General features: G+C 52.1%; 15 protein-coding genes and 1 pseudogene. 14 read left to right on the forward strand and 2 right to left on the reverse strand.

The annotated features are described in order from the left end of the window. From RT340_RS08620 to RT340_RS08660, 9 genes are all read left to right on the forward strand, one after another. Positions 1–856: carbon-nitrogen hydrolase family protein (locus RT340_RS08620; RefSeq protein WP_313375360.1), on the forward strand; the 856-nt coding region annotated here is incomplete at its 5' end. Next, entirely contained in the window at positions 849–1631 is a 783-nt protein-coding gene (locus RT340_RS08625; protein ID WP_034822435.1) for an ABC transporter ATP-binding protein, read from the forward strand. The genes RT340_RS08620 and RT340_RS08625, both read left to right, overlap by 8 nt. A gap of 12 nt (positions 1632–1643) precedes the next feature. Continuing rightward, the gene (locus tag RT340_RS08630) at positions 1644–2486 is read left to right on the forward strand and encodes an ABC transporter permease (protein ID WP_313375364.1); all 843 of its coding nucleotides are present in this window, start codon (positions 1644–1646) and stop codon (positions 2484–2486) included. A 2-nt stretch (positions 2487–2488) separates the two neighbouring features. Continuing rightward, positions 2489–3496, forward strand: coding sequence for an ABC transporter substrate-binding protein (locus RT340_RS08635; RefSeq protein ID WP_034822438.1), 1008 nt, complete (start codon positions 2489–2491; stop codon positions 3494–3496). Between the two features lie 66 nt (positions 3497–3562). Then, complete coding sequence (locus RT340_RS08640; protein ID WP_097117674.1) at positions 3563–3766, forward strand: hypothetical protein; 204 nt, start codon at positions 3563–3565, stop codon at positions 3764–3766. Beyond that, positions 3759–5129 (forward strand): amidase, encoded by a 1371-nt coding sequence (locus RT340_RS08645; RefSeq protein WP_313375367.1) that lies wholly within the window; start codon positions 3759–3761, stop codon positions 5127–5129. The genes RT340_RS08640 and RT340_RS08645 overlap by 8 nt, the downstream gene beginning before the upstream one ends. 5 nt (positions 5130–5134) lie before the next feature. After that, positions 5135–6001: a DMT family transporter gene (locus tag RT340_RS08650; protein ID WP_313375415.1), complete on the forward strand. Its 867-nt coding sequence runs from the start codon at positions 5135–5137 to the stop codon at positions 5999–6001. Between the two features lie 447 nt (positions 6002–6448). Continuing rightward, on the forward strand, positions 6449–7684 hold the full coding sequence (locus RT340_RS08655) for a polysaccharide biosynthesis C-terminal domain-containing protein (RefSeq protein ID WP_313375417.1): 1236 nt from the start codon (positions 6449–6451) through the stop codon (positions 7682–7684). A gap of 5 nt (positions 7685–7689) precedes the next feature. Continuing rightward, a complete protein-coding gene (locus RT340_RS08660; protein WP_313375369.1) occupies positions 7690–8559 on the forward strand; it encodes an ATP-grasp fold amidoligase family protein in 870 nt (289 codons plus the stop codon). A 107-nt stretch (positions 8560–8666) separates the two neighbouring features. On the opposite strand, the pseudogene RT340_RS08665 reads toward RT340_RS08660, so the two are convergent. After that, a pseudogene (locus RT340_RS08665) lies at positions 8667–8792 on the reverse strand (Fic family protein); the annotation flags it as partial. A 479-nt stretch (positions 8793–9271) separates the two neighbouring features. Here RT340_RS08665 and RT340_RS08670 point away from each other — a divergent pair. From RT340_RS08670 to RT340_RS08685, 4 genes are all read left to right on the forward strand, one after another. Next, positions 9272–9916: a response regulator transcription factor gene (locus tag RT340_RS08670; protein ID WP_249221712.1), complete on the forward strand. Its 645-nt coding sequence runs from the start codon at positions 9272–9274 to the stop codon at positions 9914–9916. A gap of 118 nt (positions 9917–10034) precedes the next feature. Then, positions 10035–10643 (forward strand): autotransporter outer membrane beta-barrel domain-containing protein, encoded by a 609-nt coding sequence (locus RT340_RS08675; protein WP_313375371.1) that lies wholly within the window; start codon positions 10035–10037, stop codon positions 10641–10643. Positions 10644–10785: 142 nt separating this feature from the next. After that, positions 10786–11409 carry a response regulator transcription factor gene (locus RT340_RS08680; RefSeq protein ID WP_313375373.1) on the forward strand — a complete coding sequence of 208 codons (624 nt, stop codon included), beginning with the start codon at positions 10786–10788 and terminating at the stop codon, positions 11407–11409. 226 nt (positions 11410–11635) lie between these two features. Next, complete coding sequence (locus tag RT340_RS08685; RefSeq protein WP_097117682.1) at positions 11636–11857, forward strand: hypothetical protein; 222 nt, start codon at positions 11636–11638, stop codon at positions 11855–11857. A 42-nt stretch (positions 11858–11899) separates the two neighbouring features. Here RT340_RS08685 and RT340_RS08690 read toward each other — a convergent pair whose 3' ends face one another. Beyond that, a complete protein-coding gene (locus RT340_RS08690; RefSeq protein WP_313375379.1) occupies positions 11900–12523 on the reverse strand; it encodes a TetR/AcrR family transcriptional regulator in 624 nt (207 codons plus the stop codon). A gap of 190 nt (positions 12524–12713) precedes the next feature. On the opposite strand from RT340_RS08690, the gene RT340_RS08695 reads away from it, so the two are divergent. Further along, positions 12714–13919, forward strand: a complete 1206-nt coding sequence (locus tag RT340_RS08695) for an MFS transporter (protein WP_313375383.1) — start codon at positions 12714–12716, stop codon at positions 13917–13919. Positions 13920–13962 lie beyond the last annotated feature (43 nt).

Below are 13962 nucleotides of genomic sequence, written 5' to 3' on the forward strand. Positions count from 1 at the left end.
CAACAACCTGCTGAGTTGGATGGAACAGGCAGCACAGGAAGGTGCCGACCTGGTGGTGTTTCCGGAGCAGGTTTTACAAGGCTATCTGCCGGATACGCTCAACTGGAACGGCGAAGCGGTGGCGTGGCAAATGGCGCAAGCCGAAGTGGTGACCGAAGGTGAGAGCGTGCAGGCCATGAAAAAGCTCGCCACGCAACTGGACTTGCATGTGGTTTTCGGCATGACCGAGCGCCATCCTGAACGTGCCGAAGTACTGTTTAACAGTGCGGTGCTATTGGGGCCAGACGGTTTGCTCGGCGTGTATCGCAAAGTGCATCAGCCGGGCGATGAGAAGCACGTCTACTATCCTGGCAGCGATTTTCCGGTGTTCAGCACGCCAATTGGCCGCATTGGTATGTTGATTTGCTACGACAAAGTGTTCCCGGAAAGCACTCGCGAGCTGGCGCTGAAAGGCGCGGACATCATGATCATGCCCACCGCATGGGGCTATGCCGGAGACGGCAGTGCAGGCGATGCCGATCCCATGGTGGATAGCTACACGCTGTTTGGCCGTGTGCGCGCACTGGAAAATCAATGCTGGATGATCGAATCCAATCTGTGCGGCCAGCACGGCAATCTTCACTATCACGGCCACAGCCGCATTATCGATCCGCTGGGAAATATCGTGGCTGACAGTGGCACCACGGAAGGCATGGCGATTGCCCGCGTCGAGGTGCAGTCCGCCATCCTGCGCGCCCGCAGCAGCGACTATCTCGGCTATCACTTCCTGAAAGATTACGTTGCGGTACAGGCCCCGCCTTCGCCGTTGACGGTTCACAATCGCCACGCGCGACCTTTGGGGGAAAACCATGAGTAAAGTTCTGGAAGCCGCTGGCATCCACAAAAGCTATCCCACGCCGGAGGGTGAGGTGACGGTGCTGCGCAACCTCAACTTCCATGCCAATCGCAATGAATTCGTCTCATTTGTCGGGCCCAGCGGCTGCGGCAAATCGACGCTGTTCAACATCATCACCGGGCTGCTAATGCCCGACAGCGGCAGCATTTTGCTGAAGAATCGCGAAACCACCGGCACGCCGTCACCGGAACTCGGTTATGTGCTGCAAAAAGACCTGCTGTTCCCGTGGCGTACGGTGATCGACAACGTGATCCTCGGTCTGGAAGTGCGCGGCATGCCCAAAGCACAGGCGCGAGCCAAAGCGCGTGAACTGTTCGAACTCTACAAAATGACCGGTTACGAGCAGAAGTATCCGTCGCAGCTTTCCGGCGGCATGAAACAGCGTGTGGCATTGATGCGCACCATGGTCACCAACCCGGAAATCATCCTGATGGATGAGGCTTATAAGGCGCTGGACTACCCGCTCAAAATCTCGCTGGAAAGTGAATTGCTGAGTGTGGTGAAAGAGCAGCACAAGACGGTGATCTTCATTACGCATGATATCGAAGAGGCGGTCACGCTGTCGGATCGTGTTTACGTGATGAAAGCGCGCCCCGGTGAAATTGTGCAGGAGATTGAGGTCGATCTCGGCACGGATAGCCTGTCGATACCCGAACGCCGCCTGTCGCCGCGTTTCAATGAGTATTACGAGCATATCTGGCGCAGCATCGGCATTCAGCCTGAGCCGGTTAACTAACGAGAGGACGACATGACAATGAACTCAGTGTCTACACGCCCTACGGTTGCGGCGACGGCAAATCGCAGTTCGCGAGAAACCTTTTTCCGCTCAGCTAACGCACGTCGCTACACGCTGCTGTTCTTACAGGTGGCGATTGTGGTGCTGCTGTTGGGAGGGTGGGAGCTCGGTGTGCGCAGTGGCAACATCAACGCCTTCCTGTTCTCCAGCCCCTCGCAGGTATGGGAGGTGCTGGTCCAGCGCTTTCAGTCCGGTGAAATGGTGACCGATGTGCGCGTCACCGCCGTTGAAACCCTGGTGGGGTTTGCCGTGGGCGCGATTGGCGGCTCTGTCCTGGGGTTGCTGCTGTGGTACTCGCGCTTTATCTCTGACCTTGCCGCGCCGTTTATCGCCGCGATTGGCTCAATCCCGGTGCTGGCGATTGCGCCGATGACCATCATCTGGTTCGGCACGGAGATGCTTTCCAAAGTGGTGATTGTGGCGTTTTCCTGCGTGGTGGTGTCACTGACCACCTCATATAAAGGCGCGATGCGCACCGATCCCGATCTCATCAACCTCCTGCGATCCTTCAATGCCGGACGCGGCACCATTTTCTTCAAGCTGGTGGTGCCATCCGCGATGTTGTGGGTGCTGTCGGGCTTAAGGCTTAACGTTGGCTTCGCGCTGGTCGGTGCCATCGTCGGTGAATACATCTCTTCGGATAGCGGCGTGGGTCACATGATCCTGCTGGGGAGTTCCAATTTCGGTATGAACATTGTGCTGGCTGGCATCGTGCTGGTCATGCTGATGATGCTGTTTTTCAACGCGCTGGTGGCATTTATTGAACGCCTCATTCTCTCCTGGGACAGGAAATAATCATGAAAAAATTCCGTTTAGCTACGATCTCTGCCGCAGTTTGTCTGGCTTCTCTGGTGAGTGCGCACGCGGCTGACACGCCAGTGCGCATCAACCAGGCGTTTCAATCTCTGCTCTATCTGCCGTTGTATGTGGCACAGGAGCAGGGCTTTTTTAAACAGCAGGGCGTTGATGTGAAAATCAGCACCGGTGGCGGCGGGGCGCAATCCTGGGCGGCGGTGATTGGCGGCTCGGCAGATTTCTCGATTCAGGATCCGGTGTTTGTGCCGAAAACCCGTGAAAACGGCGGCAAAGGGGTGGTGGTGGCCGGGGTACAGAACGCGCCAACCATCTTCATCTTCGGCAAAGAAGCGGCTTCTTTGCAGGACAATTTGTCACTGCTCGCGGGCAAACGTGTGGTGACCAGCCCGCAACCTGATACCACCTGGGCGTTTATGAGTTATCTGATCAAACAGAACAACCTCAAAGACGTGAAGCTGGTGCATGTGGCGATTGGCAATGAGATCCCGGCGGTGGCGGCAGGTCGTGCAGATTACGCGTTAGCGGCGGAGCCACAGGTCACCATGGCCGAAAAGCAGAACGGCTTGCATGTGGCTTACTCGTTCTCAGCCGCGCAATCCTGGTATCCGTTTGCCTTCTCTAGCCTGACGACCACACAACAATATATTGATAAGAATCCACAGGCCGCGCAGGCCGTCGTGACCGCCTTTGAACAGGCCTCACGCTTTATCTACAAGCATCCGGCTGAGTCGGTGACCATTGCACGTAAATACTTCCCGGCGTTGCCCGAGGAGGTGGTGAAAACCGCAGTGCAGCGTGAAATCGATGCTAAAGGCTATCCGGAGAACGTGCTGGTGTCGCAGAAGGCCTGGGATAACAACATGAACATCGCGCTGTATGCCAAAAACATCAAAGCCTATCCCTCTGAAGCCACGTCATATCAGAACAACGTGAACACGACGCTGGCGACTAAGGCCAAAGAAGCGGTCGATGCGATGGGCGATAAGTAAGTCCTCACCTACCTTCGAAAAGTGATGGGCGCACCGCTGTGCGCCCGCAATAAAAGAGGATTGATTATGGATGCACTGACACTTCGACTGGCATTGATACAGCGCCATTGCGCGGCTGATGCGGTTGAGCTGGAACACCTGCTTACCGATTGTGAAGCGCGTGCGGCGGGCGTTAGCGCCTTTGCTGCGCAACATTTCGCGCCAACGCTGCTGCCGGCAAACGCGTGGGTTTCATCGCTGCATCCGCCGCTGGAGTTGCCTCATGAGTGAGTTAATCGATGCCTCAATGCTGACGCTGGCACAGCAGTTGCGCACACGGCAGACCAGCGTGCCAGAGCTGGTCGAAGCCTGTCTGGCGCGTGAAGAAACCACGCGCGATCTCAATGCGTTCAATGAAGTCTATGTGTATCAGGTACGCCAGGCAGCCAAAGCCAGCCAGCGCTTGCTGGAACAGGGTTATGATTTGGGCCCGCTGCATGGCATGCCGATTGCCATCAAAGCCAATATCGATTTGGCCGGTGAGGAGATGCACGCGGGCAGTCAGATACTCAGTGGCAATATCGCCCAGCGTGATGCGGTGGTGGTGCAACGTCTGAAGCAGGCGGGCGCGTTAATCATCGGCAGCACCAACATGCATGAATTCGCATGGGGCGGCACCACCAACAATCCGCACTACGGTGCCAGCAGCAATCCCTGGGATGATGCCCGCATTCCTGCCGGTTCCAGCGGGGGTTCGGGGGTCGCCGCCTCGGTACGCAGTGCGCTGGCAACGTTGGGCACCGATACCGGGGGATCGATTCGTTTACCGGCGTCGATGAACGGGATCACCGGCTTGCGCCCGGGCGTGGGCCGACTCTCCACGGAGGGCATTTTTCCTCTCGCCACCAGTCTTGATACCGTTGGGCCGCTGGCTCGTTATGCCGAAGAGTGTGAAGTGCTGTTTAATGTGCTCGACGGCAAAACACAGCCGCTGACAGCATTACCGGAACTGGCCGGATTGCGTATTGGCTTGCTAGCTGATGTGCATCAGCAGGTACAGCCTGATGTCGCGACTGCCTATGATCAAATGGTGCAGTGGTTGAGTGCGGCGGGCGCGCGTTGCCAAACGCTGAGTTTGACCGGGCTTGAGCAGGCGGTGAATGCGCTGGTGCTGATCAACCTTGCGGAACCGGCTTCATTGCACGCCGCCTGGCTTGCTGACCGTCCGCAAGAATACGGTGCGGATGTGCGTAAGCTGCTGCAAGCGGGACTCGCCATTACCGCAGTGGAGTATCTGCAGGCACAACGTTTCCGCACCGGTTTACGCCAGCAGTTGTTGCAGCATTTGAATCAGGTGGATGTGATTCTGGTGCCGACGCTGCCATTTACCGCACCGCATAAAGGACTGGAAGCGATTCAAATGGGAGACCGCGAAGAGAGCGTGTTGACCGGCAACATGCGTTACAACGCGCTGGCAAGTCTGTCAGCACTGCCCGCTATCAGTCTGCCTGCCGGGTTTGATCATGCAGGGATGCCCATTGGCATGCAGCTCATTGGACGTGATGGCGCTGAGCGCAAACTGCTCGCTTTCGCGCGTCGATTCCAACAGGAGCACGATTATCATCTGCAAACGCCAACCCGGCTACGTGCGTGAAACCCATTCCGCTGCGCGACCTGTTAATCCTGCTGCTGGTGATCAACGGCTGGGCTTTTAACGTTATCGCCATGAAGTTTGGCCTGATGGAACTGCCGCCGCTGTTCATGCTGACGCTGCGTTTTGTGTTGGTGGCGGCCCTGCTGCTGCCGTTTCATCGCCTGACGTGGCGTCAGTTACCTGGCATGATGCTGCTGGGATTCACCTTTGGCTTTGTGCATTTCGGGTTAATGGTGATTGGCATGCAAACCACCGATGCGGGCACCACCGCCGTATTTATCCAGATGGGCACGCCGATCGCCATGCTGCTGGCAGCATTCTGGCTCAAAGAGCGACTGCGCTATCAGCAAATCGGCGGCGTAGTGGTGGCGTTTTTGGGCGTGATGATTCTTGCGGGCAGTCCGGCGCTGTCGCACTGGCAAAGCATTATGTGGTTATTGATGAGCGCCTGTGGTTGGGCATGCAGCACGGTGCTGATCAAGCGTTTGCCGCCGATTGCACCGCTGGCGATGACGGGCTGGCTGTCACTGTTTGCCATTCCACTGGTGGGGGTGAGTTCGCTACTCACCGAGCAGCACCAGTTCACTTTGCTACTCGCAGCGGGTTGGCGCGGTTGGCTCGGGGTCATCTACAGCGCGCTGGGTTCGTCCATCCTCGCTTATTCATTGTGGTACGGCCTGCTGAAACGCTATCCCGCCAGCAAGATTCTGCCCTGGTCACTGCTCAGCCCGGCGCTGGCATTACTGATGGGCGTGGCAATTCTGCATGAATCGCTGGATCACAGCAAAGTGATCGGCACGCTGCTGATTGTAGGAGGGATATTGCTGGCAGTGGTACGAGGCACAGTCATGAAGAAGAGGGTGGTCGTGTAATTGGGATTTTTCAGCCGGAATGCCCAGAACTCTTTATGTAAGAGGGTTATATCGGCATATCACTCAAACCTGCTATGCGGCATGTAAGGCGCGCACGTCGCCTCAAAACCGCGAGTTAATTCCCCTATCTTCCTGATTATTACTCTCCTATTTAATTAACTCCCTCAATACAACGCTTTATTAATGTCTGGCACTAATATTTATAAATGACTGCTATTAATCTGATTCGAACAGAAAACCCTTCACTATTTTTGTGTAAACAGTCACTGTATCGACCAATTAAAATGAAAGCGTAAAGTAAAGAGAGAATATGAAGGTTATTTGACTATATAACCTTTTGACAAATAAATATACCAGTAATGCATATAAACCCCGTTGCTTTTGAGCGTAGAACATCAATCAAGCATAAACAACTGCAACTCAACATAAGTGTATGTGAGACGTGACATGTATTCTAACGCGATATGGATCATGCTGGAGAAGTCAGTCAATATCATCGGGCTGATATATATCAATTCATTAATGGCTAAATACATTGGCCCGGATAACTTTGGCAAGATAAACATCGCCACCTCGCTGTTTATCTTTGTACAGACGTTGTCATGGTTTGGTGGCCAGAATATTATTTTTAAACGCATGAGTGAGAGAGCCCGTTCAGGTATCTCTTTGGCGATGCATACGCAGAATCAGAGACGTTTTTTCTTTCTCATCTCCTCAAGTGCAGTACTCACGTATCTCTACTTCTTTACGGATCTCACGGTCTTTATCTTTGGCGTTGCCAACTGCATCGCGACGTATTACATCGTGATGGACTTCTTTTCGATCTATAACAACACTCAATTAAAATCAAAGATCAATACGATTACCAATGTCATCGGATTGTCTTTGGCACTGATGGCCAGATTTTACATATCTCACTTTGAACTGCCGATTTACTATTTCACGATACCTATCATCATTATCCCTCTGGTCCCTTACGTCATGCGCCTTGTGTACTTTAGGCAGACCACAGCAGTCAATGAAAGTAGTAAAGGTGCTGTGATGTATAACCGTCATATGTTGTATACCGGCGGGGCCTTAATTCTGTCGAGCATATCAGCGGATATCTACACGCAGATTTCGAGTATTTTTCTGGCTAAAATGATCTCTTACTCAAATCTGGGAATCTATAGCGTTGCATTAACCATAGGAGGCGCCTGGTCATTTATCGTATTGGCATTAATAACGAGTTTCTTCTCAAAGATTTACAATGAAAAGAATCAACCTGCTGTAGATGAATTACTAAGTAAAATCAACAGGATTGTTATCCTACTTTCTCTTGTTGTGCTAGGTGGGTTCTATCTGTTTGGTGATGACTTTATCAATTTGCTTTATGGCAATAAGTATATGGAATCTGCCGAAATTATACCCATTATCATTATTGGCACGATGTTCTCGTCACTGGGAACGATCTGCTACCGGTATATGATTAAAGAGTCCGGATACAACTACCTGGCTAAGAAGATGTTTTTATGTTGTGTATTAACCGTGCCATTTTCCTGGGTCATGATCCGTTCCTTCGGAATTAATGGCGCTGCATACTGTTTTTTGATTGTTGAAATTTTGTCTTGCACGTTACTGAATTACTTTTTCAAGAATAGAACAATCATCAAAATGCACCTCAACATTTTTAAAACGAGATAATTTCAATGAGAATGATAAAACACACAGTTAAGTCAGCTCTGAAAATTAGCGCTAATATTTCACCAGAATTCTGTGCTAAAGCCCACTACTACATAAAATTTAAGAAGAAACTTAATTTAACTAATCCTACCAATTTTAATGAAAAGATTCAGTGGCTCAAGTTCAATGAGCTGAACAATGATATCTACACTTGCTGCGCGGATAAGTATAAAGTCAGAGAATATATTTCATCCAAAGGTTGTGGTGAAATTCTGAATGAGATTTATGGCGTCTACGATAATCCGCAGGACATTGACTATGCTGCATTACCGGAAAGATTTGCCCTCAAGTGCAATCACGGCGCAGGCTACAACATCATTTGTAGTGATAAATCCGCATTAGATGTTGATAAAACCAACCGGCAGTTGAGCAAGTGGTTAAGTGAGGATTTCTCATCACATTTTATTGAGCCACAGTACCGAAAGATTGAGAGAAAGATTCTCTGCGAAAAATTTATCGAGAATGAACGCGGTGGTTTTCCAGACGACTATAAGTTTTACTGCTTTAACGGTAAACCCTACGCCGTCATGGTTTGTGTCGGCCGTGAAAAAGGCACGCCTAAATTCTATTACTTTGACATGAACTGGAATCCGCTACCCTTTGAGGATACGGTGAAGTTGATTAATAAGTATGACCTGCCCGAGATGCCTGAGGGCTTTGTAAAAATGAAGCAGTATGCAATGAAACTGGCGAGCGATTTTAAATTCGTGCGCGCTGATTTCTATCTTCTCAATGGCGAAGTCATTTTTGGTGAACTGACATTTACGCCTTCAGCAGGTCTGGATGTCTCCCTTCAGGAAGCGGATGCCATTTTGGGTGGGCAACTGAGGTTGTGATTGGTGTGCATGGAGCGCCCCAGACAGAGTAGAGTTAACTCTGGCAGTTGATGAATAGCGGTTCGGGGATTGAGGGCGGCATAATGAAGCACTCAATCCCTTTTCATTTATTGATTCAGTTCCTGCAACAGGCGTGTATTCATGTACAGCTTCTCGCGCCCATAACTTTTCTCTTCTAATACGCCGATTCCCACAAGCTGTTTCAAATAAGCGGATGCCGTTTGACGTTTAGCGGTAGCCAGTCGCTGTACTGCATGGTAACAATCCAAAAAACTATTTGGTGAGGCACCATAGGGGTCCCATTGATGCTGTTTGTCCTGCATTAACGCCAATAACCCGTTCTCAATTTCCGTTTGCTGAAGTAGAGGCTGATCGGAATGTAACACCACGGCCTGACCGTGCAGCCAGGGCAAGGAGGCGGCAACGGTACGGTTGTTCTCCAGAGCGGGACGCCAGATGGCCAGCATGTCGATGTCACCCTGATGTAACGCCTGTCAGAGAAGTTTGATGGCACTACTATTTGCCATGGCTGTGTAAGTAAATCCCTACCGTTTAATCAGTAACTGTTGACTCAGAATGGTCTCACCTTGCGTTTCGATCAGCACGCAATAAAACGTATTTTGTTGTTTATTCTGGCTGACTGATGAGGTTGACATTGATGATTCGTTACGCGGGTGAAAAGATAACGGTAGTATTACTGGATGACCACCCGATGATTCGATTATCACTGGAAATGGCAGCCAGCCACTATCCCGATATGCAGATCACCGGCAGCTTTTCCCATAGCCACGAACTCTTATCATGGTTGCAAAAGAACGCTGCTGATGTGCTGGTGCTGGATTATATTTTGGGTGGCGATGAGCTTGATGGTTTGTCGTTAATAAAACAGATCTTATCACGCCATCCAACATTAAAGATTTTACTCTCGTCCTCCATGGAAAGCCTGGCGGTAATACGTGCCGCCTTTATGAGTGGAATCAAAGGCTATATTTCTAAACGTGAAGAGGCGCAGACGTATTTTGAAGCCATCCGTGTGATTGACAGAGGGCTGCGCTTTATTCCAGATAACATTGAAAGTGAATTAAGCAAAATACCGGTGCGAAAGCGCGATGGCGCGGTATTAGATGGGCCGCTGTATCAGGCCAACGGCGAGAAGCTTTCGCGACTGGATACGCTGTTATCGCCGCGTGAAGCGGAAGTGATCCGTTGTTTCCTTGATGGCATGCAGGTAATTGAGATCGCAGAAAAATTAAAACGCAGCCGTAAAACCATCAGCGGGCACAAGCAATCGGGGATGAAAAAACTGGGGCTGACCACCGATTTAGAATTGTTTAAATACCGCGATCATCTTTTCTAACATTCAATTTTTTATTCCATTCAGCAGAGACTGGATGGTTTTACGTCAATCAGGAAGTATACACCTTATCAACACCTTGGCCGCGTCACTTTTAAAGGTGAACCGCCGCAAAACAAAGGTGAGAATCAAGTGCGTATGTCAAAGCAGTGGCAATGTATTACAGGGCAACAGCAATGCCTTAGCCGCAGTCACCGCCAGCCATGACTCGGTACTCACCGATAACGTCCGCACTGACACCACCAGCCGTATCGCACTGGCATTAAACAGCGGTTCCTCGCTTGCAGGTACGATGACCGGTTTAGACAGCTTCAGTATTGATGGCAGCGGTGGCGGGTTCGTTGAGCCGTCGGCACAGTTGAGCACGCTGTGGGCGGAGAGTGATAGTTTCCGCTTTGATAATGGCCTGGCTGGCCGTAGCGGTTCGGCACGCTCGCAACGAGTTGCGCTGCACGGCGTCGTGGGCAAGTCACTGACCTTATCCCAGGGGGCGCAGTTAACGCCGTGGGTAAGGTTATCAGCGATTCAGGAGCTGGAAAGCAACAACCATATGACCCTTTTCGATCAGCGTTTCAGCAATGATCTGGCCTGTACGCGCGCAGAGATGACATTGGGGATGTCTGCTCAGCTTCAACCTAATCTACAGCTTTATACCGAAGCAGCGACCAGCAAAGCACGGCATATGAACAGCCCGTGGAATGCGGCTTTCGGTGTGCGCTGGATCTGGTAATCACAGATATCCGGCGGCATCCTGGCGCCGGATTTTTGCTCATCAGATAAGTACTCTCCTACAGCCGATACAGTGTTCGCGGGCTAAGGTGATAAGCATGCAAGGACGTTTATTCACCCTCTGAAAGGAACATCAGTACGCCATGAAAACCGCCATTATGATCGATGACCACCCAGACCACTGCCGCGAACGCGTGATGGCGTTGGAAAACAGCGGCATCGCCGTCTTAGCTGAATGCTTGCCTGTGGTTGAAGCGCTGGATCAGGTTCAACGACGGTGTCCGGACTTGCTGGTGGTCAATCTCATCAACAACCTTGAAGGATTAACGCTGCTGACCGCATTTCGCGCACTCAGTGGTGCCATGAAAATTTTGGTGATAGCGGCACCGCACAGTGGGCATTTCGCGCAGCGTTGTCTGGAAGCGGGCGCCGATGGTTATGTCATCGCCTCGGATCAACTCAGCGAATTCAAAGAGGCGGTGCGCATGGTGATGCGTGGTTACAGTTTCGCCCCAGCGCAGGATTTTCCGACGGTAACTCATCGTCGCTATGGGGCCAGTGAAGAGCAACGCTTACGCATGCTCTCCGCGCGCGAAATGACGGTGTTGATTTTGCTGGCAAAAGGCATGGGCAATAAACAGATTGGTGCGCAACTGTCGCTCAGTGAAAAAACCGTCAGCACCTATAAACATCGCCTCAAAATAAAGCTGAACATCACCTCATTAGTGAAACTCATTGACTTCGCGCGGCGCTATCATCTGCTGTAGCAGTACTCACAGTCTTAATCAGAGCCCTTCCAGGCATCAAACAGCATGACGATGTGCCGTGTGTGGTTGATGAATGGGTGATTGATGAAACCCCATTGCAGCACCCAATCAACAACCATTCATCAACAGCCCTCAATCAGTGGTGCGCCTCAGCGAATAGTGCACGAATTCAAACAAATTTATCGGTAACGTACTCAGCTTCATCCCTTTTCGGAACCACAGTTGTATGAAAACTCTGTCAAAGCTGGTTATCACTTTAGGCCTGTTTTTAGCCGTCAGCGCTCAGGCTGAAGCACAAGGATGCCTGAAAGGCGCGATGATTGGTGCCGCAGCGGGGCATGTTGCGCACCATGCCGTGATGGGCGCGGTAGGGGGCTGTGTCGTGGGTCACCACATGGCCAGTAAGAAGCAAAAGGAAGCTGAGGCCAAACAGCAGCAACAAAAGTAATTGGCAGATAAACGCTTCCGGTTTAACGTGATGCTTGCAAGTTTAACCGGAGGCGATTCGCTTATTCGCATCCCACATCCACATCATCTGCGAAATCGCCTTGTTGAGTTCCTCAATGCTGGCGCCGTCGCGTGCCTGAATCGATAAACCAAACATAAAAGTGCTGAAAGATGCCGCCAGCGCGCTGACATCAACATCCGGCCGCAACTCGCCCGCGGCGACAGCCCGCGCGATCGCGGCGGCGATTCCGGCTCGGGTACGATTGCGCGAGCGTGTCAGCGGTTCGGTCACGGTGGCATGTTCGGCGGAGGTGGCGCTCATGGCACCGAGGCCGACCATACATCCGGTGGGATGGCCTGGCTCGCACTGCATCTGCGCTGAGCGTCGCAACGAGGTTTCCACGGCTTCACGTCCCGTCAGACGGGTATCCCATAAGAATTCAGTTACCTGACCAAAGGTCGAGAGATAGCGCTGCACGCATTCACGGAACAACGCCTCTTTCGAACCGAACGCGGCGTAAAAGCTGGGTGCGGAGATGCCGTTATTGATGCTGGCCTTGAGCTGATTCAGTGAAGTCGATTCGTAGCCCTGCTGCCAAAACAGATACATCGCCTGTTCGATCGCCTGGTCTCGATCAAATGTTCTCGGGCGTCCCATCGTTGCCATCGCGTCCTCATGTTTAATGCGTGCAGTGGATTACTATACTAAACGATACATAACTCGTTGACAAAGCGAACATGCCTGATTAGTGTATCGATCGCTATATTAATCCAGATCGCTATCTTTAACTTCAACAAGGCGATATTGCACGGCCAAATATATACCAATCGATACATAAGTGATTTCAGAAGGAATTATGGAAAAAGAACTCGCACTCACTGAGCAAGATGCAGCAACAGAACGTCTGCCGATATCTGCTCTGCTGGCGCTGGCGATGACAGGCTTTATTTGCATCATCACCGAAACCTTACCCGCCGGGCTGTTGCCGCAAATGGCAGCGGGACTGAGCATCTCTAATGCGCTGGCGGGGCAGACGGTCACGGCTTATGCGCTGGGCTCGCTGATCGCCGCGATCCCATTGACCATCGCGACACAGAGTTGGCGGCGCAGAAATGTATTGCTGCTGGCTATCGCCGGGTTCCTGATATTCAATTCTATTACGGCGCTGTCCGCAAACTACTGGCTCACGCTAACGGCACGTTTTTTGGCTGGCGTAGCAGCGGGATTGTCATGGAGTCTGCTGGCGGGCTATGCCCGCAGGATGGTGGCGATTCACCAGCAGGGCAAAGCGATGGCCATCGCCATGGTGGGCACGCCTATCGCCTTGTCACTGGGCTTACCGCTCGGCACCTGGCTGGGTGGCCTGCTGGGTTGGCGCAGCGCCTTCGCGGTTATCTCTGCCTTAACCCTTGTGCTGGTGGTATGGGTGCTGACCAAAGTGCCTGATTATCCGGGGCAATCGCGCCATGAACGTATGCCGCTATTGAAGGTGCTCACCACGCCAGGTGTGAGACCCGTGCTCAGTGTGGTGATCGCCTGGATGCTGGCTCACAACATTCTCTATACCTATATCGCCCCGTTTCTGCAGTTGGCCGGATTGGGTTCTCAAGTGGATGTCGTGCTGCTGGTGTTCGGGCTTTCCGCGCTGCTGGCGATTGCTGTGATCGGGCGGCTGATCGATCGCCAATTACGCAGCAGCGTACTGGTGAGTCTGGCGGTATTTGCCCTGGTTTCATTGGGGTTTATGGGCTTTTCGCACATTCCAGCGGTGCTGTACCTCGGCGTGGCAGTGTGGGGATTGACCTTCGGCGGGGCAGCAACGCTATTGCAAACGGCGCTCGCGGATACCGCTGGAGAGGGCGCAGATATCGCACTTTCCATGAACGTGGTGGCGTGGAACGGCGCGATTGCGGCGGGCGGCATCACCGGCGGCATTTTGTTGAATCACTGGGGCGCGCTGTCGTTCCCGCCAGTAATGGTCGCACTCTTGATCGTTGCATTCGTTATCGCCTGGCGGGCAAGTGAACACGGATTTAGAGCGGGCGCTCGCACGGGTCATTAATCGTTCGCTCAATATAAGGTCTGCCCCCACGTTGGATACGTTA

Origin of the sequence: Pantoea sp. CTOTU50773 (genome assembly GCF_032082325.1) — a bacterium.
Taxonomy (GTDB): Bacteria; Pseudomonadota; Gammaproteobacteria; order Enterobacterales; family Enterobacteriaceae; genus Pantoea; species Pantoea communis.